Origin of the sequence: Microlunatus soli, assembly GCF_900105385.1 — a bacterium.
GTDB lineage: Bacteria > Actinomycetota > Actinomycetes > Propionibacteriales > Propionibacteriaceae > Microlunatus > Microlunatus soli.
Genome location: NZ_LT629772.1, coordinates 4,962,031 through 4,984,438, shown reverse-complemented (window position 1 = coordinate 4,984,438; position 22,408 = coordinate 4,962,031). Strand labels below are relative to the sequence as shown.

The 22,408-nt window shown below is 67.5% G+C and carries 23 protein-coding genes; 9 read left to right on the top strand and 14 right to left on the bottom strand.

Going from position 1 to position 22,408, the window contains the following annotated elements:
- Positions 1 to 83: 83 nt before the first annotated feature.
- The 3 genes from folP to BLU38_RS22815 all read left to right on the top strand — a co-directional run bounded on the left by folP (position 84) and on the right by BLU38_RS22815 (position 4,226).
- Positions 84 to 1,022, top strand: coding sequence for a dihydropteroate synthase (gene folP / locus BLU38_RS22825; RefSeq protein ID WP_231919994.1), 939 nt, complete (start codon positions 84 to 86; stop codon positions 1,020 to 1,022).
- Complete coding sequence (locus BLU38_RS22820; protein ID WP_091527691.1) at positions 1,019 to 1,657, top strand: class III extradiol ring-cleavage dioxygenase family protein; 639 nt, start codon at positions 1,019 to 1,021, stop codon at positions 1,655 to 1,657. Before folP ends, BLU38_RS22820 begins: the two co-directional genes overlap by 4 nt.
- 199 nt (positions 1,658 to 1,856) lie before the next feature.
- The gene (locus BLU38_RS22815; protein WP_157683631.1) at positions 1,857 to 4,226 is read left to right on the top strand and encodes a PA domain-containing protein; all 2,370 of its coding nucleotides are present in this window, start codon (positions 1,857 to 1,859) and stop codon (positions 4,224 to 4,226) included.
- Here the strand turns inward: BLU38_RS22815 and BLU38_RS22810 are convergent.
- The 3 genes from BLU38_RS22810 to BLU38_RS22800 all read right to left on the bottom strand — a co-directional run bounded on the left by BLU38_RS22810 (position 4,185) and on the right by BLU38_RS22800 (position 6,698).
- Positions 4,185 to 5,219, bottom strand: coding sequence for a helix-turn-helix domain-containing protein (locus BLU38_RS22810; protein ID WP_091527685.1), 1,035 nt, complete (start codon positions 5,217 to 5,219; stop codon positions 4,185 to 4,187). The two genes, BLU38_RS22815 and BLU38_RS22810, sit on opposite strands and share 42 nt — an antisense overlap.
- A 120-nt stretch (positions 5,220 to 5,339) precedes the next feature.
- Positions 5,340 to 6,173 carry a phosphotransferase gene (locus tag BLU38_RS22805; RefSeq protein WP_157683630.1) on the bottom strand — a complete coding sequence of 278 codons (834 nt, stop codon included), beginning with the start codon at positions 6,171 to 6,173 and terminating at the stop codon, positions 5,340 to 5,342.
- A gap of 252 nt (positions 6,174 to 6,425) precedes the next feature.
- Entirely contained in the window at positions 6,426 to 6,698 is a 273-nt protein-coding gene (locus tag BLU38_RS22800) for a type II toxin-antitoxin system PemK/MazF family toxin (RefSeq protein WP_157683629.1), read from the bottom strand.
- Between the two features lie 39 nt (positions 6,699 to 6,737).
- Between BLU38_RS22800 and BLU38_RS22795 the strand changes: the two genes are divergently transcribed.
- Positions 6,738 to 7,394 (top strand): dihydrofolate reductase family protein, encoded by a 657-nt coding sequence (locus BLU38_RS22795; protein ID WP_091527678.1) that lies wholly within the window; start codon positions 6,738 to 6,740, stop codon positions 7,392 to 7,394.
- A 162-nt stretch (positions 7,395 to 7,556) separates the two neighbouring features.
- On the opposite strand, the gene BLU38_RS22790 is transcribed toward BLU38_RS22795, so the two are convergent.
- From BLU38_RS22790 to BLU38_RS22775, 5 genes are all read right to left on the bottom strand, one after another.
- Positions 7,557 to 8,684, bottom strand: coding sequence for a glycosyltransferase family 4 protein (locus tag BLU38_RS22790; RefSeq protein ID WP_091527675.1), 1,128 nt, complete (start codon positions 8,682 to 8,684; stop codon positions 7,557 to 7,559).
- 27 nt (positions 8,685 to 8,711) lie between these two features.
- Positions 8,712 to 9,899, bottom strand: coding sequence for a glycosyltransferase (locus BLU38_RS22785; RefSeq protein WP_091527672.1), 1,188 nt, complete (start codon positions 9,897 to 9,899; stop codon positions 8,712 to 8,714).
- The gene (locus tag BLU38_RS22780; RefSeq protein ID WP_157683628.1) at positions 9,896 to 10,972 is read right to left on the bottom strand and encodes a DMT family protein; all 1,077 of its coding nucleotides are present in this window, start codon (positions 10,970 to 10,972) and stop codon (positions 9,896 to 9,898) included. The genes BLU38_RS22785 and BLU38_RS22780 overlap by 4 nt, the downstream gene beginning before the upstream one ends.
- Before the next feature lie 11 nt (positions 10,973 to 10,983).
- Complete coding sequence (locus BLU38_RS31005; protein WP_157683627.1) at positions 10,984 to 11,124, bottom strand: hypothetical protein; 141 nt, start codon at positions 11,122 to 11,124, stop codon at positions 10,984 to 10,986.
- 240 nt (positions 11,125 to 11,364) lie between these two features.
- A complete protein-coding gene (locus tag BLU38_RS22775) occupies positions 11,365 to 12,249 on the bottom strand; it encodes an alpha/beta fold hydrolase (protein WP_091527667.1) in 885 nt (294 codons plus the stop codon).
- A gap of 63 nt (positions 12,250 to 12,312) precedes the next feature.
- Here BLU38_RS22775 and BLU38_RS22770 point away from each other — a divergent pair, with 63 nt between their 5' ends.
- Complete coding sequence (locus BLU38_RS22770) at positions 12,313 to 12,942, top strand: rhomboid family intramembrane serine protease (protein WP_091527664.1); 630 nt, start codon at positions 12,313 to 12,315, stop codon at positions 12,940 to 12,942.
- Between the two features lie 51 nt (positions 12,943 to 12,993).
- On the opposite strand, the gene BLU38_RS22765 is transcribed toward BLU38_RS22770, so the two are convergent.
- Positions 12,994 to 14,298, bottom strand: a complete 1,305-nt coding sequence (locus BLU38_RS22765) for a uracil-xanthine permease family protein (protein ID WP_091527661.1) — start codon at positions 14,296 to 14,298, stop codon at positions 12,994 to 12,996.
- A gap of 56 nt (positions 14,299 to 14,354) precedes the next feature.
- Positions 14,355 to 14,990: a lysoplasmalogenase family protein gene (locus BLU38_RS22760; protein ID WP_157683626.1), complete on the bottom strand. Its 636-nt coding sequence runs from the start codon at positions 14,988 to 14,990 to the stop codon at positions 14,355 to 14,357.
- 192 nt (positions 14,991 to 15,182) lie between these two features.
- On the opposite strand from BLU38_RS22760, the gene BLU38_RS22755 reads away from it, so the two are divergent.
- Positions 15,183 to 15,734 carry a gamma carbonic anhydrase family protein gene (locus BLU38_RS22755; protein ID WP_091527656.1) on the top strand — a complete coding sequence of 184 codons (552 nt, stop codon included), beginning with the start codon at positions 15,183 to 15,185 and terminating at the stop codon, positions 15,732 to 15,734.
- A 5-nt stretch (positions 15,735 to 15,739) separates the two neighbouring features.
- Entirely contained in the window at positions 15,740 to 16,240 is a 501-nt protein-coding gene (locus BLU38_RS22750; RefSeq protein ID WP_091527654.1) for a YbaK/EbsC family protein, read from the top strand.
- An 18-nt stretch (positions 16,241 to 16,258) separates the two neighbouring features.
- Here the strand turns inward: BLU38_RS22750 and BLU38_RS22745 are convergent, their stop codons facing one another.
- Complete coding sequence (locus BLU38_RS22745; protein ID WP_269458196.1) at positions 16,259 to 16,750, bottom strand: sugar isomerase domain-containing protein; 492 nt, start codon at positions 16,748 to 16,750, stop codon at positions 16,259 to 16,261.
- A 23-nt stretch (positions 16,751 to 16,773) separates the two neighbouring features.
- On the opposite strand from BLU38_RS22745, the gene BLU38_RS31000 reads away from it, so the two are divergent.
- Together BLU38_RS31000 and BLU38_RS22740 are read left to right on the top strand one after the other, a co-directional pair.
- Positions 16,774 to 16,947 carry a hypothetical protein gene (locus BLU38_RS31000; RefSeq protein ID WP_157683624.1) on the top strand — a complete coding sequence of 58 codons (174 nt, stop codon included), beginning with the start codon at positions 16,774 to 16,776 and terminating at the stop codon, positions 16,945 to 16,947.
- 188 nt (positions 16,948 to 17,135) lie between these two features.
- Positions 17,136 to 18,692, top strand: coding sequence for a hypothetical protein (locus BLU38_RS22740; protein WP_091527651.1), 1,557 nt, complete (start codon positions 17,136 to 17,138; stop codon positions 18,690 to 18,692).
- 431 nt (positions 18,693 to 19,123) lie between these two features.
- On the opposite strand, the gene BLU38_RS22735 is transcribed toward BLU38_RS22740, so the two are convergent.
- The 3 genes from BLU38_RS22735 to BLU38_RS22725 all read right to left on the bottom strand — a co-directional run bounded on the left by BLU38_RS22735 (position 19,124) and on the right by BLU38_RS22725 (position 22,390).
- Entirely contained in the window at positions 19,124 to 20,341 is a 1,218-nt protein-coding gene (locus tag BLU38_RS22735; RefSeq protein ID WP_091527650.1) for a sugar ABC transporter permease, read from the bottom strand.
- Complete coding sequence (locus BLU38_RS22730; RefSeq protein ID WP_091527649.1) at positions 20,338 to 21,168, bottom strand: ATP-binding cassette domain-containing protein; 831 nt, start codon at positions 21,166 to 21,168, stop codon at positions 20,338 to 20,340. The genes BLU38_RS22735 and BLU38_RS22730 overlap by 4 nt, the downstream gene beginning before the upstream one ends.
- 118 nt (positions 21,169 to 21,286) lie before the next feature.
- Positions 21,287 to 22,390 carry a substrate-binding domain-containing protein gene (locus BLU38_RS22725; RefSeq protein WP_091527648.1) on the bottom strand — a complete coding sequence of 368 codons (1,104 nt, stop codon included), beginning with the start codon at positions 22,388 to 22,390 and terminating at the stop codon, positions 21,287 to 21,289.
- Between the last annotated feature and the right edge of the window lie 18 nt (positions 22,391 to 22,408).

Here is a 22,408-nt window from a genome sequence, read left to right as displayed (position 1 = left end):
GCCAACGGGCTTCCGCCGCAGGTACCCGACCGGCGGGTGGCCCTCGCGGCGCAGCACATCCGGCCACCTGCGACACTCGTCCGGTGCACCGCGGCGAAGATCATCACACTCCGACGGATGGACCACCAGATCAGGGCAGCCGGGCGCTGCCCACCGACGGCGTGCTCCGGTTTCGCGACAAGTCCTTCCCGGCCGGCAGCCAACTCGTGATGGCGATCGTCAACCGGACCGCGGACTCCTTCTATGATCACGGTGCGACCTGGGACCCGGGGCGGGCCTCCGCCCGGGTCGACGAGGTGATCGCTCAGGGTGCCGACATCCTGGACATCGGCGGGGTGAAGGCCGGACCGGGCGAGACGATCGACGAGGCGGAGGAGATCCGGCGGACGGTCGACTTCATCGCGGCCGTCCGGGATCGCCATCCGCGGATCGTGATCAGCATCGACACCTGGCGTTCGACGGTTGCGGCGTTGGCGCTGGAGGCCGGCGCTGATCTGATCAACGATGTCTGGGGTGCCCACGATCGAGGAATCATCGAGGTCGCAGCCCGCTATGACGCCGCCCTCGTCTGTGCGCACACCGGCGGGCTGGCACCGCGGACCGGGCCCTTCCGGGTGGAGTATGACGATGTGGTCGCCGACGCGATCACCGCGATCACCGGACTGGCCGAGACCGCGCGGCGGACCGGGGTGGCGACCGAGTCCATCATCATCGATCCGGCGCACGATTTCGGGAAGAACACCTGGCACTCGTTGGAGATCACCCGTCGGCTGGCCGAACTGGTCGACACCGGCTGGCCGGTGCTGGTGTCGGTGTCCAACAAGGACTTCCTCGGTGAGACGCTCGACCTGCCGGTCTCCGAACGGGTCCCGGCGACACTCGCGGCGACCGCCGTCTGCGCCTGGCAGGGTGCGACGATCCATCGCGTGCATCAGGTTGCCGAGGTCCGCCAGGTCGTCGACTTCGTCGCCGCGGCCCGCGGTGATCGCGACCCGGCACGCACCGTACGGGGATTGGTATGAGACTGCTCAATCTGCCAGGCGCGCCGATCCTGCTGCCACGGGTCGGCGGCCGGACCGATCCTGCTGCCGCCCTCCGTGCCGTCTGCCTCCGCGCGGTCGATGAGGTGCTGGACGACAGCATCCGCCGCGTGATCGTCCTCGCCGCCGGCGACGAGACCGCGGACTGGTCCTCCGACCTTCCCGACCCGATCGGCCGGCTCACCGGCGCCGCCGGATCCGAGCCGTCGCTTCCACTGCCGCTCGCCGTCGGTCGCCGTCTCGTCGGCCACCGCTCGGAACCGCAAGCAGCGCCGGAGTTGATCTTGCGGACGGTCGCCGGCTCGGACCGAGCCGATGACGACGCCGACCTGATCATCGGCATCGCCGACGGCAGCGCACTCGCCCATCCGGGCGGCCCGGCAGCGGTGCATCCGCGGGCCGACGATTTCGATCGTCAGCTGGTCCGGGCCTGGCGGTCCGGCGACCCCGCGACCTTGGCGGCTCTGGACCGGCAGCTGGCGACGGAGGTGATGGCCACCGGCGGGCCCGTCTGGCAGCAGCTCGCACGGTCCGCCGGCGGGTCCGACTATCAGACCAAGATCAACTTCGCTGATGCACCGTTCGGGGTCTTCTACCTGGTCGCCAACTGGACCTGAACCGAGCACCCGCATCGCGCCGGGCCCGGGGTCGACGATGGCGGACAGCCGCCAATGCCGAAACGCGCCACCGAACGCCCTGTCGCTGGTCCCGGTCGATGCAGTAGGAAAGCACCTGACGTCGCGCGGCCGGCGACATCATCTCTCCCGTTCCCCACCTCTCTCCCCCGCCCGAACCGGCCGAACCACGGAGTTTCCCATGCCTGCCTCCCCGCCCACCCGCCCTATCCGCCGGCCGCGATCGGCTGCAGCGATCGCCGGCTCGTTGATCCTGATGATCACCGCCGGCACCGTCCCAGCGACAGCTCGACCCAACGACGCACAGCTCGGCTTCCGTGCCGATGGGCCGACGACCACCGCCATCTCCCTCGGCGCCGGCGACAGCATCTCCACCAGCACCTCCGACGGACGGACCACGGTCCTTCCGCTCCCCCGGGCCGACGGCAGCGACCCGGGCCTGTTGCTGTCCAGCAGTGCGGGATCGACAACGGTCCAGGCCACCGACACCGACGCCGCACCGACGGTGCTCAGCGGACATCCGGAGACCATGATCACCCGTGCCGCGGAGCCGGTCGAGCTGCACCTGAAGGCAATCGGTCGGGACGGCCGACAGGCCGGTGCCCATGTCAGCATCTTCGACGTCACCGGCGGCGAGGTCCAGGCCAGTCGCCAACTCACCGAGGGCCTCAGCCACGACTGCACCGCCGCCAACTGGGCGGTCAGCGACTGTGTGCTGCTGCCCGCGGGGACGTACTCGATCATGGCGTTCGTGCAGACCAATCCCGCTGGGACCGCTCCGCTGGCCGACTCCCGGACCGCCCAGAGTGTTGCGCTGGTCGGCGACCCGGAGACCAAGATCACCGGTGACGACAGCTTCACCTTCGATGCACGGACCGCGAAGCCGATCACCGTCGACACTCCTGGGCACCGCACCAAGATCAATCCCGGAGGTGCGATGCAACTCGGCTACCGGCGAACCGCCGCCGACGGACAACAGCTCGCCCTCGACTACCGGCCCTCGTCGCTGATCGATGAGACCTTCTACCTGCAGCCGAGCGCACCGGTGACGGTCGGAGAGCTGGACACCCTCACCCGGCTCCGGCTCGAGGCACCGGACATCACGATGCGGACGGTCGGCCTGCGGCCGAAGACGTTGCATCCCGCCTACTACGACCCGGTCTGGTTCTCCGACTTCGCCTCCGACTGGCCGACCTTCGACGGAGCGGCCCTGCGTCGGGTGGTGGATGTCGGTCGGGCCGACACCACCGATCTTGCCGGCCGTCAGCTCCATGGAGCGATAGCGGTCGCCGAACGCTCCGATGATCTGTCGGTCGCCGAACAGTCCAACGCCGCCGCGGGCGCCGGCGCCTCCATGATCGTAATCTACAACGACGGGCCGGGCGACAACGACGACCCGAACGGCACCGGTGTCAAGATCAGTATCCCGACGCTGCGGGTCGACCACGCCGAGGGCAAAGCCTTGACCCGGATGTCGATCCTGGATCGGGTCGCCGTCTCCGGTGAGGACGCCAGCCCGTACCTGTACGACCTGGTGATCAAGGAGCACGATCGGATCCCGCGGGACCAGCACTACCGGTACGGTCCCGGTGACCTCACCACTCAGCGGCGGGAGATCCATGGGCAACCGTCGATCGACTCCACCTTCTCCGAAGCGTCGTATCAGTTCCAGCCCGAGGACACCTTCTCGATCTCCACGGTGTTCCCGTTCCGCGACGGGCCACGCAGCCGCACCGAATACCGGCTGCCCGACCCGGACACCGCCTGGAGCTACTCGGCTGTCACCCCGGAATCGTCGTACAACGCCCTGTTCCCGCACGAGGACGTCCTGCCGATGCTGTTGAGCGATCCGCAACGCGTTGCGTACCGCCCGCACCAGCGGGTGGACAAGCCGATCGGTACGGCGCCGATCACGGCGTCGCCGAACGTACCGGTCCAACGCGCCGGTGATCAGATGCGGATCGTGATCAACGGATTCGCCGACGCGGACGGCAACAGAGGTCAGTCCTACAGCACCGACAGCGGCATGAGCACCCTGCTGCAGATCAAGGCCGACGACCAGTTGATCGGCGAGACGACCCACCTGCCCAGCGGGGTCGCGCAGTTACCCGCCAGAAGTTCGAAGATCAACATCTCGTTCCGCTCGGACAATCCACAGCCGTGGGCCCAATTGTCCAGCCACACCGAGACCAGCTGGACCTTCGAGTCCGACAGCACCGACGGCACCGTACGGACCGAACCGCTGATCCTGACCGACTACGACGTCGCCACCGATCTCCGCAACCGGCTCGGCAAGCGCTCCTTCGAACTCGGCCTGCTGCATCAGGACGGCTCGACAGCCGCCCCGTTCACGACCGTGGAGCTGGATGCCAGCTACGACGACGGCGACAGCTGGGCACCGGTCAAGATCAGCAAGCTGCACGCCGGCACGGACCGCTATCGGATCACCCTGCCTGCCGGAAACGGCCCGGTGTCCCTGCGGCTGCATGCCGAGGATGCCGAAGGGTCGTCACTGGACCAGACCACGATCCGGGCCTTCTGGGTCCGGTGACAGCCACCCCAGGCCGGCGGCTCGGGCGCCGGCCTGGAACCTGGTCCGGACGTGCAGGTTGTCCATCAGCTGGGAGATCCGGCGGCTGAGGGTCCGCGGGCTGGTGCCGAGATGCCGCGCGATCACGTCGTCCTTGGCCCCGGAACCCAGCAGTGCCGCGAGTTCCCGGTCGCTGCGGTCGGAGTCGGTCGGCTCGTGGTCGGAATCGGGTACGACGATCGGCGTGGCCAGCTGCCAGAGCAGGTCGAACAGCTGGGCCAGTGCGTCCAGCAACACCGACGGTCGGATGCACAACGCCGCCTCGACCGCCTCGTCGGCGCCGACCGGCATGATCGCCAGCTCCCGGTCGCTGATCGCCAGCTTCATGCCGATCGCGGGATGCACCCGGGACTGCTCGCCTGATCGGATCGCGTCCTGGACCGCCTGCAGAGCACCGGGCTCCTCGATCGCCTCCGGCGCATAGATGCCCCGCACGGTGACCTCGTCGCGGAGCAGCGACTTGACCGTCGACTCGGCGCGAGCGCTGTCGGTCACGTACGGCGGCCGGTCCAGCACCAGCAGTTCGTCCCGGGTTCGGTCCAGTAACTGCTCGAACCGGGCGGCGATCGCCGACGGACCGACCACCACCTCGACGATGTCCTCGGGTCGGTGCCGTTCGGCGGGTGGAATCAGGGTCAGCAGCTGCCGGGAGGCCAGTTGCACGCGGGCCAGTTCCTGCTGCCGACGCGAGACCAACACCTCGAGCGCGACGTCGGGTCGGGCCGCACGCATCCGGAGCGGACGACCTGGCATCCGATTGACCAGCCCGAGACCCTCCAGATCGGACAGCAGTCCGGTCACCTCGGCCGGCGTGCGTTGCAACTCCTCGACCAGGTCGTCGGTGGTCGCCTGGCTCCGGGAGAGCAGCGCTCGGTAGACGGCTTCGGCCGCCGGTGAAATCCCCAGCGCCTGCAGGCTGGGAGCCGCCGTCGTCTCGGAGGTTTCGTCAGGCATTCGATCATGGTCCCAGTTGGACCGGTCAGCCGTACACCGGGGCGCGCTGCCCGGGCAGATCGATGACGATGCCGAACGCGTCCACAGTCCGGAGCCCCCTGGTCCTTCAGACTGCCCGGCCTATCGGGCATGGTCTGTCGATATCAACGCTTCGGCGTAGCCAGCATGCCGTTGCAGCTCGCTGTACGGCATGTACGGAATCAGCTGGTGCCATGAGTTGTACCGGTGCAGCTGGGCGACGGTCATCGCCGGCTCAACCAGGCGGCGCAGGTCGTGAATCGGTGCCGTCGCTGTCCATCCGTCGAGGTAGCTGTCGACCAGGTAGTTGATGCGGTGGTCGTCGATCGAGCAGTTCCATGCGCTGGCAGCTCGGTAACGCGCCACGTTGAGAACACAGAACGGATGACTCCAGACCGCGTCGGCGAAGTCGAAGAACCGCGGGCCACCCTCGCGGGGTACGAACGCGTTGCTCGGTTGGAGGTCGTTGTGCTGCACGGTGTCCGGTAGCGGGATCATCGCGAGCTGACTGGTCGCATTGCCCACAATGGTGCGAAGCTTGGCCGCGCGGGTGATCACGTCGTTGTCCAGACGGAGCGGATGCCCCACCGGTAGTCGCCGGAGATACCGCAGTTGTTGCTCGAAGCGTTCGCATGCCCGGGCTGCCGGTACTACCGGCAGACCTGTTGCGATCACTTCGGCACGGTGATCGGCCACAGCTCGTTGTACGCAGCCGAACCCCGCGAGGGTGCGTCCGAATGCGTCGGTGGATGCCCGTGATTCGTCCAGTGTCGCGCCACCGTCAGGGGTCAGCATTCGCCCGTGATCAAGATCAATTGCCAGCGGTTCCAGCACCTGCCCCGGCACCAGCTGGCACAACGTCGCAACGAGGCCGACCTCGAACCGCAGCGCCGGACAGTTCTCCTTCAACCAGAAGCGGCCCTGATCCGTCGGCACGACCAGATGCGTGGACCACGGCTTGAGTCGCACCTGCTCCGCCGGTCCGATCGCGGCGATCCCAGCCCGGCTGAGCCGGGACCGAATCCACTGCTCCGCTTCCGTTCGCCAGGGATCGCTTCGCCAAACAGTCAGGAGATCCTGGCCTGACTCCCCTGGCGCGGCCTCCATCTGCCCGATACTGCCAGACTTCAGAACCGCCGACGTGTGTCGCACAAGGGATCCTCGACCGCACACCGATGTGTCCGAATGTCAGGCGGCAGCCAACTCCATGGCCAGGTCGAGCTCCCGACGCTTCTCCGACGAACAGACGCCGATCCGCTCGATCAGAAACTCATCGCTGATGCTCATGCCCCAGGTACAGCAGATCCTCCCGTCCTCCGGGAGCTCGACCCGCACGACGCCTTCCGCTGCCGGTCCCTCCGCGCCGCTGAACCGGACCTCGATCCCGACCGCCTGGACCGGACCTGCCTCGGCAAGGATCTGGCGTCGATCGGCGGCGTCGACCGCCTGGTCAGATGACATGCTGATATCCGACGGCACCACATCGAGAGGATCATGCTGATGTCCGAGGTACGCATCCACAATCTGTCGATCTCGTTGGACGGCTTCGCCACCGGCGAACCCCAGACCCTCGAGGCCCCGTTCGGTCACGCCGGCGAACGTCTCCATGGATGGATGTTCGCCACTCGGTCCTGGCACGGGGCCGGCGGTTCCGAGGGCGCCGATCACGCGTTCGCGGCGCGGAACGACCATGGCATCGGCGCCGAGATCATGGGCGCCAACAAGTTCGGTCCCCCCGGTTGGCAGGACGACCCGGACTGGAAGGGCTGGTGGGGACCGAACCCGCCGTTCCACACGCCGACGTTCGTGCTCACCCACCGGCCGCGGCCGTCCGTCGAGATGGAGGGCGGCACCACGTACCACTTTCTCGACGCCACGCCGAGTGAGGTGCTCGGCCAGGCACGTGCGGCCGCCAACGGGCGGGACGTGCGGATCGGCGGCGGCGCAACCGTCGTACGGGACTTTGTCGCCGCCGGCTTGGTCGACCATATGCACCTGGTTCAGGTTCCGATCGTGCTCGGCCGCGGTGTCCGGGTGTGGGACGGCTTGGAAGCCCTCGAAGAGAGATACGACATCGAGGCGACCTCGACGCCGAGTGGCGTCACCCACCTGACCTTCACCGCGAAGCAACGATCTGACCAACCGGATGAGGGATGATCATCACGCAGATGACCTTGGAGATGTTCGCCGCCGAGCAGACGCCTGTCCAACAGTCCGACACCCGTAGAAAGCGGCTGCCGCGACGGCATCGACGGCAATCGGACGTTGCGAGTGTGCACCGAACCAACGTCGATCAGATCGCGAATCCGCGGAGCGATGTCAGGAGACGGCGCGCAGGGGTGTCACGTTGTCGGGCAGCGAGGGCGTGCCGGCCACCGCATCCACGGCTTCCAGCAACGCTCGCGCCGAGCCCTCCCAGCTGAAGGTCACTGCCTGCCGTCGAGCGGCGGCCGAGCGAGTCTCCCACTCCCCCGGGTCGTCCAGTTCGCGGATCGCCCGCGCGAATCCGGCGGCGTCGCCGATCGGCACGTACTGCCCGGCTGCTCCGGCCACCTCACGGAACACCGGGATGTCGGTGACCACCACCGGCGTGCCGACCGACATCGCTTCCACCAGGGGAATGCCGAAGCCCTCGTCCCGGGAGGCCGACACCAGCGCCGTCGCTCCGCGGAGCACCCGGCGGTAGGTGTCGTCGTCGGCGCCGTTGTGGAAGACCAGCCGGGCGTGCGGTGCCAGCGCGGTCAGCCGTTCCCGCTGCTCCGAACTGATCTTGCTCATCAGATGCAGCGTGTGCCCGGGCAACATCTCCGCCGCCCGGACCAGCACCTCCACCCCCTTGTAGGGCATGAAGGATCCCATGTAGACAAGGGATCTGGTCGCCGGCAGCCGGCCGCCATCGGGTGCCGGATCGGCGGCGTTAGAGACCACCGTCACCGGTCGCCGAGTCAACCGGTGCCGTTGGATCGAGCGCTCCGTGGTGTGCGAAACCGTGATCACCCGATCGGCCCGGTTGAGCAACAACCGTTGCGGCCACCAGGCCAGGTGGAACAGCCGCCAGAGCAGTCTGATCGGGGCGGCGAACTCCGGCGGTGGTGTCCGCTGCCGGTAGTAGATCAGGTCATGCAGGGTGAGCAGCAGTCGATAGTCCCGCCCGATCGAACCGACCGTCTGCATCGGGCTGAACATCACATCCGGTCGGATCCGTCGCACCCGCAGGCCGACCAGCGGTTCCAGCGGGCTGGTCGGGTCGTTGGCAAGATGCCACCGCAGCCCGGTCGGCAACTGATCCAGTTGACGACGATCACTGATCAACAGCTCGACCTCGAGCGGCGCACCGGCCGGGGTGCAGTTGATCTTGCTCAGGGCACCGACCAGCCCGGCGGTGAAGCGGCTGATCCCGTCATGTCGTCCGATCCGGACGTAACGGCAATCGACGAGGAGTCTCATGCCGACCCGATCTCGTAGCTGATCATCTCAGGCCACCGAACGGAGCTGGCCACGGACGGCCGCGCCGGCCGAGGCGTAGATCTCGGTGAAGGTGTCCAGCGTCGCCTCGAAGTCGTGATGGCTGACCATCGTCCGGCTGTGCTGCCCCATCCGCTCCCGCAGCCGCGGGTCGGCCACCAGGGTGGACAGCCGGAGGGCGAGCTCACCGATGTCACCGGGGGTATACAACCAGCCATTGTGGCCGGACTGCACCAGATGCGGCAGGGCCATTGCATTCGCCGCGACGACCGGCTTGCCGGCCGACATGGCCTCCAGCGTGACCAGGCTCTGCAACTCGGCCACGCCCGGCATGCAGAAGATCGACGCCCGCCCGTACGCGGCCAGCAGTTCCTCGTCACTGACCTGACCGAGGAACGACACGCGATCGTCGACCCCCAGCTCGGCAGCAAAACCAACCAGGGCGTCGAACTGATCGCCGCCCCCGACGATCTCCAGTCGGGCACCTGTCTCGGCCGGGATCCGGGCGAAGGCCGCGATCAGTTCGTCGACCCGCTTCTCCTGGTCGAGCCGGCCGACGAACAAGATCACCGGACCGGCCTGCGGGTCGGCGTTCAGTTCGGCCTGCCGGGCGGCTTCCTGGTAGCGCTGGACGTCGATTCCGTTGGAGACGGCCTCTCCGGACAATCCGGTCGCCTCGGTCAACAGCGACACCGCCAACGGGGTCGGCGCGGTGATCACGTCGGCTTGACCGAAGACCCGGGCAAGATCACGCCAGGCCATGCGTCCCGCCGGACCGTGGAACCGGCGCGGCAGGAACGGGACGTAACCGAAGACGTTCTCCGGGACGAAGTGGTTGGTGGCCACCAGCGGGATCCCCAGTCGATCCGCGGCGTTGGCGACGGCGCGGCCGACCACCATGTGTGACTGGACGTGGACGACATCGGGCTGCAACTGCTCCAGCAGATCCCTGGCGTCGGGGCCGGCCAGCCACGGCAGGCAGACCCGCATCGTCGCGTGCCAGCGATAACGGATCGACCGCATCCGATGGATGGTGACCGCACCGTCGTGCTCGAGTTGCTCCGGTCCCTCGGTCGACGCGGACACGACATGCACCTCGTGTCCGCGGGCGGCCAAGCCCCGAGCCAGCCGGCCGGCGAACCGGGCGGCGCCATTGATGTCCGGCGCATAACTGTCGGCCCCGATCACGATCTTCATGGTCGTCCTTTCACCAGAGTCTCGACCCGTCCGCTGTGGTCAGGCCGCATCGTTGAAGAGTTCATTGGTCTGTCGTAGGAGCTGTCGCTCGTCGTCGCCGTCCCGGTCAGCGCCGGTGCGACGTCCCGGCCGGCCCGGCGAGCTGCCACCTCCGGATGGGTCCGCGCCAGCACGATCACTCCGGCGACCGAGGCCGCGGCGCAGATGATCATGCCGATCATGGCCGGCCCGGGCAGTGCGGCTCCCTCGCCCAACAGCACCAGACCGATCAGGACGGCGATCATCGGATCGACCACCGTCAGACTGGCGAGCACCACCTCGGCGGGCCCACTGGCGTAGGCCTGCTGCACCATGGCGCCGCCGACGACGGCGTTCAGGATCAGCAGTCCGACCATCGCGAGGGTGACCGGATCAACGAGCCGACCAAGATCAACTCCGTTGGCACCAGCCTGCACGTTCTGGGCGATCGCCCGCATCAGGGCAGCCACCATGCCGACCCCGAGAGCACCCGCAATCGCACTGATCAGGCAACGCCGCCAGCCCTCGATCCGTCGGGTGATCCCGAAGGCGATTCCGATCACCGCGAGCAGCACGGCCTCGGCGATCAACAGGGCCCCGATCGGGACGTCGTCGGCGGTCGACACCTGCTTGGCTGCGACCGCGACGAAGGCGCCGACGCTGACCACGCAGAGCAGGATCGGCACTGCGGTCGCCTTGGACGGCCGCTGCCCGGCGAGTTTGGCGGCGAGCAGCACCGCGATCGGTACGCCGAGGATGCCGATCGGCTGGATCACCGAGACCGGCGCGATCACCAGCGCCACCGCATGCAGGCAACTGCCGAGCAGCATCAGCCCTACGCCGCCGAGCCATCCGGGTTGTTTGGGCAGTGCCAGCAGGCCGCGCAGACTGAGCCGGTGGTGCCGCGGATGCAGGTCGCTGAGATCGTCGGTGCCGTTGCTGCCGGAGAAACCGTCGGATACGGTGCGCCGGACGGCCCGCTGCTGATAGACGGCCGCTGCGGCGAAACAGATCGAGTCGATCACGGCAAGCGCGATCGCAATGACGGTCCACATGCCTTCACCGATCATCGGTGCCCCGCGTGACGACCGGCGTCGGCCGGGTGACTGTCGTCGGAACCTTCGATGAACACGGCGCGTGCGCGGCCACCCATCGGACCGGGCTCGGTGGCCCGGAGGTCGATCGCGATCGCGCTGCTCCTGTTCACGTCATAACCGTGTCATGAGCGGAGCTGCCGATCCATCAGGGAGACCACCTTCTCCACTGTAGGGTTAACCAGAGCAGACCCTGGGTGGATCGCCCAACAGCACGCGTAGTCCTCAGGTCTGACGTCGGCCGGTTCACGACATTCGCAGCCGACGTTCAGGTGTCGCTCAGCCTTGGAGTGTTCAGCCTGGATCCACCGATGTGCCGCGTAGCGAGCGGCACCAGACGGGTGGATCGAGGCTCAGGCCTTCTGCAGCAGGAATTCGTCGATCCAGCCGGCTGCGGCGGCGGGCTGCTCGTAGTGGATCAGGTGACCGACCGGACCCAAGATCACCAGCCGTGCATCGGCGAGTCGACGAGCCAGCCGCTGTTGCGCCGCGATCGGCACGATGTCGTCGCGGTCTCCCCCGATCAGCAGGGTCGGGACCAGCAACCGGTCGGTGTACTCGCCGATGTGGTGGGATACCGATGCTTCGAACGCCTCGACCACCACCCGGCGGTCGGCGTACCCGGAGAAATACCGGTGATGTTGATCATGGATCCAGCTGCGCAGATCCGGATCGTCGGTGGTCGCCATCACCTCGCTGAGTCCGCGGACGATCAGTCGGCTGCTGAGCAGCGGCCCGCCGATCGGTTCCGGCAGCGCCCGGCCGACGCGGTAGTAGCCGACCGCCAACCGGGACAGGAAGCCGCGCGGACCTTCCAGCGCCGGAGCGGCGATCGGATTGATCAACACCAGTCGGTCGACCGACAGCCCGTCGGCGACCGCTGCGGAGCTGATCACCGAGCCGAACGAGTGTCCCAGCAGCACCAGCCGGCCGGTTGCCCCGGGCGGGCGGACCTCGGCACAGAAGCGGTCCAGCCAACCGGCGTAACCGGCGATGTCGTGTCGGCGATCGTCAAAGGGTGGGCTGGCGCCGAAACCCGGCAGATCGGGCGTCAGCACCCGATGATGTCCGAGCCGCGCGACGATCGGCAGCAGCCCGTGATGGTCACCGCGGAATCCGTGCACGGCAACGATGGTGGTGGCGGCATCCGGGTCGCCCCATTGCCAGTAACGCGTGCCGTCGGCGGTGCTCGCCTCGGCAACCGGCACCGGATCGGGATGCACATCTACCGACGTCATGACCGCGAGCGTAGTGCAGCTGCCGAAGCGGCCCCTTGGCACGGCTGCGTATTCTCGGAGGGCATGAGCTGGACCTCACCTCCTGCCGCAACCGGCCCGTACCGTGCTCCGAGCACTCCGTCGAGCCGGCGGATGGGGCCGCTGTCGGCGGCGTTGCTGATCGGCGGCCTGCTGGCGCTGATGTGGGTGCTGGAGTTGTTCGACCAGTCCACCGGCGGCTGGCTCGACCAGTACGGGATCCATGCCCGAGAGCTGGACGGTCTGCCGGAGATCTTCTCCGCCCCGCTGCTGCACGCCGGTTTCGATCACCTGATCGGCAACTCGGTGCCGTTCGCGGTCTTCGGTTTCATCATCGCCCTGGGTGGCTTCGCCCGCTGGCTCGGCTCGACCCTGATCAGTGTGGTGGTGTCCGGTCTGACCGCCTGGCTGCTGACACCGGCCAACACCATCGTGCTCGGCGCCAGCGGCCTGATCATGGGCTGGCTGACCTACCTGATCGCGCGCGGCGCGTTCGACCGTCGCCCGATCCAGATCATCATCGGTGTCGCGGTACTGCTGCTCTACGGCGGGATGATCTGGGGTGTGCTGCCGACCGAGGCGGGTGTCTCCTGGCAGGCTCACCTCGGCGGTGCCATCGGCGGCGTGATCGCCGCCCGCTGGCTGCACGGCCGCGCCGCCCGCCCAACCCGCTGACCCGTCAGTTTCTCCCCGACACGCCGGGCGTGTCGGGGAGAAACTGACGGGTCACGGGGTCGCGGGTCCGCTGGATGTGCCGCGCCAGTGGGCCACCAGGCTCATCAGGTGGTAGACCACGATCGCGGCAATGCTGCCGACGGCGATTCCGCCCAGGGTGATCTGACCGGCGTGGAAGGTCAGGTCGGAGATCCCGATGATCAGCGCGATAGCCGCGGTGAACTGATTCTGCGGCTTGGAGAAGTCGACCTTGTTGTCCAGCCAGATCTTCACCCCGATGATGCCGATCAGCCCGTACAGCGCTGTGGTGACACCGCCGAGCACACCGGCCGGGATGGTGTTGATCGCGGCGCCGATCTTGGGTGACAGTCCGAGCGCGATCGCCACGATCGCGGCCACCCAGTAGGCAGCCGTGGAGTAGACCCGGGTGGCCGCCATCACCCCGATGTTCTCCCCGTAGGTGGTGGTGCCGGAGCCACCGCCGGACCCGGCGATCACGGTTGCCACACCGTCGGCGATCAGCGCTCGACCGGTCAGCTTGTTGACGCTCGGATCGGTCAACTGGGCGACACCGCGGACGTGCCCGACGTTTTCGGCGACCAGCGCAAGCACCAGCGGCAGGAAGGCCGGCAGGATCCCCCACAGCTGCGGATGGGTGAACGGATTGGTCGGCGCGGTGAAGTCGGGCAACCCGATCCACGGCGCATCCCGGACCGCCTGGAAGTCGACCGCTCGGGCGATCAACGCGGCGATGTAGCCGATGAGCACGCCGATGAAGATCGACAACCGGCCGAGCAGACCGCGGAACAGGACGGCGCAGAGCACCACGGCGGCCAGGGTGATCACCGCGATCACCGGCTGCTTGACGAAGTTGTCCTTGGCCGCCGACGCGAGGTTGAGGCCGATCAGGGCGACGATCGCACCGGCCACAACCGGCGGCATCAGCACCTGCAGCCACCGGGTGCCGGTCAGTTGGACGACGACGCCGATCAGTGCCAGCAGCAGTCCGACGGCGATGATGCCGACCAGCACACCGGAACGACCGTGGGATGCCGTCAGCGCCGTGATCGGGGCGATGAAGGCGAACGAGGATCCCAGATAGCTGGGCAGCCGGTTGCCGGTGATCAGCAGGAACAGGATCGTCCCGATCCCGGAGAAGAAGAGGGTGGTGCTGGGCGGGAAGCCGGTCAGCAGCGGTACCAGGAAGGTGGCACCGAACATCGCGACGACATGCTGGGCGCCGATCCCGATCGTACGAGGCCAACTGAGCCGCTCGCCGGGGCCGACGATCTGATCGGCACCGACGTTCTTGCCGTCGCCCTTCAGCTTCCAGGGCCCGAGGCCGTTGAAGGACATCCACTACTCCGATCCGACGCCGACATTGCGCCGCATCGTAGCGATCCCCGCCCGGTCTATCCCAGTGACCGTCTCCGCTGATCGGCGCGGATCACACCCCAGACCAGCAGCCCCTGCGCAGTCAGGTAGGTGAGCATGATCAGGAAGTCGAGGATGTTGTCCGACACCGGGTGGTAGAACCAACTGAGCCCGAGCAGCGAGTCGCTGATCACGAACAGCAGCCCGCCGACACCGGCACGCCGGCTGATGCCGGTGGCCAGGATGGCCATCGTGACCAGGCTCAGACCGTAGATCGCGATCGGCACCGCCAGGTCGCCGGCCTTGCTGATCAGCGCGACGGCGATCACACCGGCCAACGCCACATAGACCAGCACCGCCCACCGACGTCTCAGCAGACTGTGTCGCCGGTGCGGCCAGAAGGCGGCGATGAAGAAGAACTGGGCGACCAGGAACAGCACGATCTTGGCCAGGTTGCTGGCGCCGCCCGCGGTGTCACCGAGCCAGGACAGCACCAGCGCACCGAGAACCAGCACGACCGTGCGGCTGAGTGCCGGTCGGGCGGCCAGCAGCACACCGATCAACAGCGGCATCGCCAGCAACCGGAGGAAGAAGGCGGCGCCGTCCAGCCCCAGCGCCTCAGCGACCAGATCGAGGATCGAACACACCACGAACGCCGCGGTCAGGACCCACATCGGCACCCTCCGAGTCCGCCCGAACGTCCCAGGCGGACCGGATGCCTCAGGCGGGGTCGAGGGGTCCAGGGCGGTCATGGCGGCAAGCGTAATGGGCGCCGGTGACACAATCTGTCGTCCTCCAGGATGACTTTTCAACCGGCCCGACAGCCGACGATCGACGCGACCGGCGGCGTGACAGGATGGGGCGCCATGGCGACCAACGATGCGAGATCCCGCTCAGCCGCCGGTTCGGCACTGATCCTGCCGTACGCCGGCACGGCACCGACCATCGACCCGCAGGCCTGGGTCGCGCCGAACGCCACCGTGATCGGTGCCGCCACCCTGGAGGCGGAATCGTCGGTCTACTACGGTGCGGTCATCCGGGCCGACATGGCCGAGGTCAGGCTCGGTGTGGGCAGCAATCTCCAGGACAACGTCGTGGTGCACACCGACACCGGGCACCCGAGCCTGATCGGCGCCGGCGTCAGTGTCGGCCACCTGGCGGTGGTGCACGGCTGCACGATCGCCGACAACGTGTTGATCGGGATGGGGGCAACCATCCTGAACGGCGCCCAGATCGGCACCGGTTCGCTGGTCGCTGCCGGCACGGTCGTGCTGGAAGGCACGGTGATCCCGCCCCGATCGCTGGTCGCCGGGGTGCCAGGAAAGGTCCGCCGCGAGCTGTCCGACGCCGAGGTGGACAAGGTGATCGCCAACGCTCAGGAATACCTGCAGCTGACCGCCGAACACCGGCAGCTCTGAGCCTGATGAGCACCATCGAGGAGCTGCCCGAACGTAGCCGTACCGTCCAGCAGGCTCTGGCGGCGGCCGACTTGGACGCCGAGATCATCACCCTGCCGTCCTCGGCCCGGACCGCCGCCGAGGCTGCCGCGGCGCTGGACTGTGAGGTCGGAGCGATCGCCAACAGCCTGGTTTTCGTCAGCGTCGATGCCGACGGCAACCGCAACCCGCTGCTGGTGATGACCAGCGGTCGGCACCGGGTCGACACCACGGCGCTGGCGGCCACCCTCGGCCACGGCGCCATCGACCGGGCCCGGGCCGAGGAGGTCCGGGCGGCGACCGGTCAGGTGATCGGCGGCGTCGCCCCGGTCGGCCATCCGGCCCCGTTGCCGACCGTGATCGACATCGCCCTGGCCGACTACCCGCAACTCTGGGCCGCCGGCGGCACCCCGCACACCCTGTTCGCGATGACCTACGACGAGCTGATCGCGATCACCGGCGGCCGTGTCGAACAGGTCGGCGACTGAGTCCGGCCGGATCGGTGACTAGGGCTCGATCGGTCGGACCCGGCCGCGGTAGTGGGCTTCCAGGGCGGCGTTGGCCTGGTCGCTGCCGGGGACGTTCATCGATCGGTAGACCGGTGGGGTACGGCCCCGGTCGAGCAGCCGCCTGCAGACGCCTTCGGTGATCATCTGGACCGCGGTGACGCCGACCAGTGACGAGGTGGCGCCGACGACGATCGCGTCACCGATCGGCAGCCCGGCGTCGCCGAGCGGTGTGCCGGTGTCGATCACCACGTCGGCGAGTTCGTACAGCTTCGCGCCCGAGGGGTGTCGGGAGGCGACCTGACGGCTGTGGCCCAGGGAGGTGATCGCGATCAGCCGATGACCATGATCACGAACGATCCTGGCCATCTCCACCACCGAGCCGTTGATGCCGGAGTTGGAGGCGATCAGGAAGCAGTCGGTGTCCCGCGGTGCCGCCAGGGCGTAGATGTCGCCGGCCAACGACGGATCGCGTTCCAGAGTCGGCTCCAGCAGCGTCTCGGCGGCTCGGCCTGGTGGATGCCGAGGCGGTCGGTCAGCAACAGTACGAGGCGTTCAGCAGCCTGTTCGATGCCGCCGGCGCGGACACCATCGTCGCGGCATGCGGGCGTCTGCTCACCAGAGCGAAGGACCCTGAGCCTGTCGAAGGGTCGGTGACTCTCGATTCGCCAGATTCCGTTACTGGCTGAGGAATCCGCAGCCCAAGAACTGTCAGACCCTGGCCTTAGTGTGAATACATGATCGACGGCAGCGGGCTGATGCACACAGCCCAGACGACGGCGGGCATCGATCCGTCCTGCCTGGCCACCGACCAACTCCTGCACCACGTCGCGCCATCGACTGGCTCGTCCGCGCCACCACCAACGCCAGGCTCTGCGTGGCAGCAACCTGGGCCGACCGCTTCCCCGCCGACAGCATCGCCGCCTACCAGCTGGCGATCCCCGGCGGCGACCGCCCGATCCGACCCGGCGGCGACGGCACCCCCGAACTCAGCCGATTCTGCGTCACCGATCTCGCCGCCACCCTGCACAAGTCCACCGGCTCTGCCGAGCGGATCATCGCCGACGCGCTCGATCTTCGCCACCGTCTGCCCTGCCTGTGGCGGCGGCTCTGTAGGAATGAGGTCGACGCTCTGGACTGTCAGACCATCGCCCGCCAAACTCGGCATCTGACCTTGGAGCAGGCGTTGGAGGTGGATCGGTCGATCGCGTCGATGGTCGGCCGCTGGTCCTGGAACAAGCTGCTCGCGCAACTCGAGGCCACGATCATCCGGGTCGACGCCGAGAACGTGAAGAAGCTCGCCGAGGAAGCCGGCAAGGAGGTCGGCGTCTTCATCAATCAGAGCAACGAACACGGCATCAAGGGCATCTACATCCTCACCGACTCACCAGCGGGGATCCGGTTCTACGCCCAGGTCAGCCGGATCGCCGACATCCTGGCCCGCCGCGGCCACACCGGCGCCAAGAACGAACGGATGGCCGCCGCCATCGACGTCCTGGCCAACCCCCTCGACGCGGTCCGGATGATCGCCGAAGACACCGAACCCACCCTCTTCGACCCCGACCCCGACCCCGACCCCGACGACTCTCTCTTCCCGAAACCGACGAACGACGCCGACACGTGGACGGCCGGGCCGCACGCGTCCGCATCATCGGCGCTCGGCGAGGATGTCGACCAGGACCAGCCCGCCGAGACCGCGACGCCCGCACCGGGCCAACAGCCGCATGATCACGACAGGGCGCGTGAGCCGCAACCCGATGATCACGACTCCGAGGACGAACCGCCACCGGATCCCCTGGACGACGGCGCAACCGGCCGCTTCCCCCGTGTTGGTCAAGACCGCAGGCTGGCCGAGCTCGCGATCCGCGCGATCGGCAAGATCGACCCCGCCACGTTCCGACCCAACGCCACCCTCTACGTCCACATCGCCAAAGAAACCCTGGACACCGGACTCGGGGTGACCCGGGTCGAGGACATCGGCCCCATGATCAGCAGCCTGGTCGCCGACTGGCTCGGCCACTGCAACATCACCCTCAAACCCGTCATCGACCTATCAGTCGACCTGACACCCGTCGACTCCTACGAAATCCCGCGCGCGATGCGGGAACGCCTGTTCCTCAAACACCCCGGCAGCATGTTCCCCTTCTCCGGGGCGGTCGGCAGCCATCTTGATCTTGACCACAACATCCCCTACGTCGAGGGCGTCCCGGCCCAGACCCGGGAGGGCAACCTGTCCCCCGACGGGCGCCGGGAGCACAATGTGATCACCCACGGACTGTGGAAACGGCGACGACCCGAGCCCGGAACGTTGGTGTTCCGGGCGCCGGAAGGCAGAGTGTTCCTGGTCAACGCGACCGGCAGCTACGACCTCGGACGTGGCCGTTTCGCCCAACACATCTGGCAGACCAGCGCGCCCGAACCTGACGCCGCCTGACTTTCTCCGCAACCGAAGCCCGAACTTGGCGACTCCTGTGCGTCCGCTTCGAGTTCGTTGACCGGCGATCAGCCGGCGGGCAGCGTTTGCAACCTCCAGGTCATGTCGAGCCCCGTCCCCTGTCAGGCGTCGTGCGATGCCCGTCCGGCCGAGCAGGACTGTGATGTCCTCGATGCGGCGGCCGCTGCATCGACCGTCCAGCGGACCAAGACGCCTGGCCGAACGCCGCGGAGCTCTCAATGGAGTCTTCCTGCTTCAGCGTCCTCGCGATCAACGGCCGGTCGGCGGACCCGCCGCACAACTACGCGGGAGCGGTGTCGATCAGTTCCGACGGGTCTGGTAACTGCCTGCAGACCACGACGGGCGGGACCGAGCCTCGATCTGGAGACCCGATCCCGCCCATGGTGGCGATTGCGTACAGGAGCCTGGCGTCAGCGACCCACGTTGCGCTGGCCACGCCGGGACAGCGCGTCCAGCACGACGGCGGCGAGCAGCACCAGGGCGGTGATGATCTGCTGGGCGTCGGAGTTGAAGCCGATCAGATACAGCCCGTTGTTGATCGAGCCGACCACCAGCGCACCGAGGATCGGGGCCCAGGCCGAGCCACGACCACCGAACAGCGAGGTACCGCCGATGACGGCAGCGGCGATCGCGTTCAGCAGGTCCTGAGTGCCGACCAGGGTGGATCCGGCGTTGGTGGTGACGCCGGCCTTGATCAGGCCGAAGAAGGCGGCCAACAGGCCGGCGATCATGAAGACGCTGATCCGGACGGCGGTGACCCGGATACCGGACCGGCGGGCGGCCTCGGCGTTGCCGCCGACGGCGTAGATCGCCCGTCCGTATCGGGTCTTGCGCAGCATCAGGTCAGCGGCGATCGCCACCACTCCGAGCGCGAAGAACGGCAGTGCCAGACCGAAGTCGTAGTTGACCGCGATCAGGAACCCGAACAGCACCGCGGCCAGGATGACGCTGCGGACGATGATCGGGATGTACGAACCGGTGGTCAGTCCGGCGCGCCGGCGACGGATCAGCCCGACGACCTGGGCTACGACGTAGACACCGATCACGATCACCCCGAAGGTGTAGGCGATCGGCGCCGGGAAGTAGTAGTTGGCGAAGTCGGCAACGAAGGTGTCCGACATCGACAGGTTCTTCTGCTGCCCCAAGGTGGTCAGCGTCAGACCGGTGTAGGCCAGCAGACCGGCCAGCGTGACGACGAAGGCAGGGATCCCCACCACGGCGAAGAACCAGCCCTGGACCAGCCCGACCACGATGCCGAAGACGAGCATGATCACCACGGCGAGCAGCGGATTGACCCCCTGTCGCAACATCAGGACGCCGAGGATCGATGCCGACAGGCCTCCGAGCTGGGCCAACGACAGGTCGATCTCACCGAGCAGCAGGATGAAGTTGATCGCCAACGCCAGCATCCCGACGTAGGCGACCTGGGTGGACAGATTGACCAGGTTGGACGGCGAGACGAAGTTGTGGTTGATCGACTGGAAGACGATCACGATCACGACCAGGGCGAAGATCACCGGGATGAAGCCCAGCTGGCCTTCACGCATCCGACGCCCGAACGCCGCGACCGGGTTCAGCCGCTGCACTCGCTCGTCGGTCGCGATCGGTGATGCGGTTGGCGTGCTCATCGTCCGGACTCCTCTCCTGCTGGGGTGCCCGGAAGCACATCGTCGATGGCGTCGGCCCCGTGCCGCCGAGCTGCACGTTGGCTGACCACGTTGTCCGACGCACCGGTGATCGCGGCGACCAGGGTCTCCGAGCTGGTGTCACCGGGGAAGTCGCCGCCGTCGCGGCCCAGCCGGAGCACGTGGATGGTGTCACAGACCGCCTGCACGTCGGCCATGTTGTGGCTGACCAGCAGCACACCGAGGCCCTGCTCGCGGAGGCGTTCGATCAGGTTCAGCACCTCGGCCGTCTGCGCAACACCCAACGCCGCCGTCGGTTCGTCCAACATCACCAATGCCGGCTGTCCGAGCAGCGAGCGGGCGATCGCGACGGTCTGCCGCTGACCGCCGGACAGTGCAGCGATCGGGATCCGCACGCTCGGGATCTTGGCCGACAAGGCTCGCAACAACTCCCAGGAGCGGCGTTCCATGGCGACCTCGTCCAGCATGAGGCCGCCCACCATCGCTTCCTGACCGAGGAAGAGATTGGCGACAACGTCCAGGTTGTCGCACAACGCCAGGTCCTGGAAGACGGTGGCGATGCCGCCCTTCTGGGATGCCTGCGGGGTGGCAAAGCTGACCGATTGACCGCGGACCAGCATCTCGCCGGTGTCCGCGGTGTGAACCCCTGCGATCACCTTGATCAGTGTCGACTTGCCGGCGCCGTTGTCGCCGACCAGACCGACCACCTCACCGGCGTGCACCGTGAGATTGACGTCGGTCAGTGCCTGCACTGCTCCGAACCGCTTGTGAATACCGGTCAGTTCCAACACCGGTTGTTGTTCGGACACCCGAACTCCTCGTCCTCGTCCTGCTGCTCCGCCCGAGCCGTACTTTGTTGATCATGAGTGTTTGATCACGGCCGGCAGCCCGAATCGGGCAGCCGGCCGTGATCACGACATCAAGAGGTCACTCCGACGTGTCGACGCCGGCTTCCTTGCACAGCTTCTTCATCGCTGCGTTGTTGCAGACGTCGCTGGCCTTGGTCTGGCCCCCGCTGAACACCTTGTCGATGTTGTCCTTGGTGATCACGTCGGCCTCGACGAAGTCGGTCGGCGTGTTCTTGTAGGTGTCCTTGGCGTCCGGCTTCTTACCCTTCGCCAGCGCGACGGCCGCGGTGGCCGCGTACTTCGCCTGCGGCGCGTAGGACTTGTAGATGGTGGCGTACTGATCACCCTTGAGGATGTTCTGCAAGCCGTCCACCTCGCCGTCCTGACCGGTCACCACCGGATCGACACCGGCCTTGCTGGCCGCGGCGATCACGCCGCCGGCGGTGCCGTCGTTGGCCGAGTAGATCGCGATCGGCTTCTTCTTGCCACCCTGCAGCTGGCCGGCCACCCACTGGCGGGCATCGTCGGGGTTCCAGTCCAGGGTGTCGTGCGATCCGGCGATGTCGACGCCCGCGCCCTTCAGCACCTTGGTGGCGCCCTTCTTGAAGTCGGCCGCGTTCGGGTCCTTCGGATCGCCGTTGACCATCCACACCGGCCCGGACTTCGGGTCGACGCCCTTGGCCTTCAGCCCGTCGAGCACGGCCTGGCCCTGCAGTTCGCCGATCTTCTCGTTGTCGAACGAGGTGTAATACGCCGCGCCCTCGAAGAACCGGTCGTAGGAGATCACCGGAACATCCTTGGCCTTGGCCTTGGCCAGCACCGAACCCAGCGACGACGCGTCCACCGGGTCGAGCACGATCACCTTCGCCCCATCGGTCAACGCGGCCTCGACCTGCTGTTGCTGCTGGGTCGCGTCCTGGTTGGCGTTGTTGTACAGAATGGTGGCCTTGGGGTCCAGGGCCTTGACATCCTTCTCGAAATTCGGCCGGTCCTGAGACTCGTACCGGGTGGTTTTGTTCTCCGGCAACAGGAGAGCGATCTTGGCCGGACCATCGCCGCCGGATCCGCCGTTGGACCCACCCTCGTTGCCCTGACCCTTCTGATTGCCGCAACCGGCGAATGCCGCAACGGCTGCCAGGGCGACTGCACCAGCAGCCAGCCCGCGAATGGCTCGGATACGCATCTACGCACTACCTCTCTG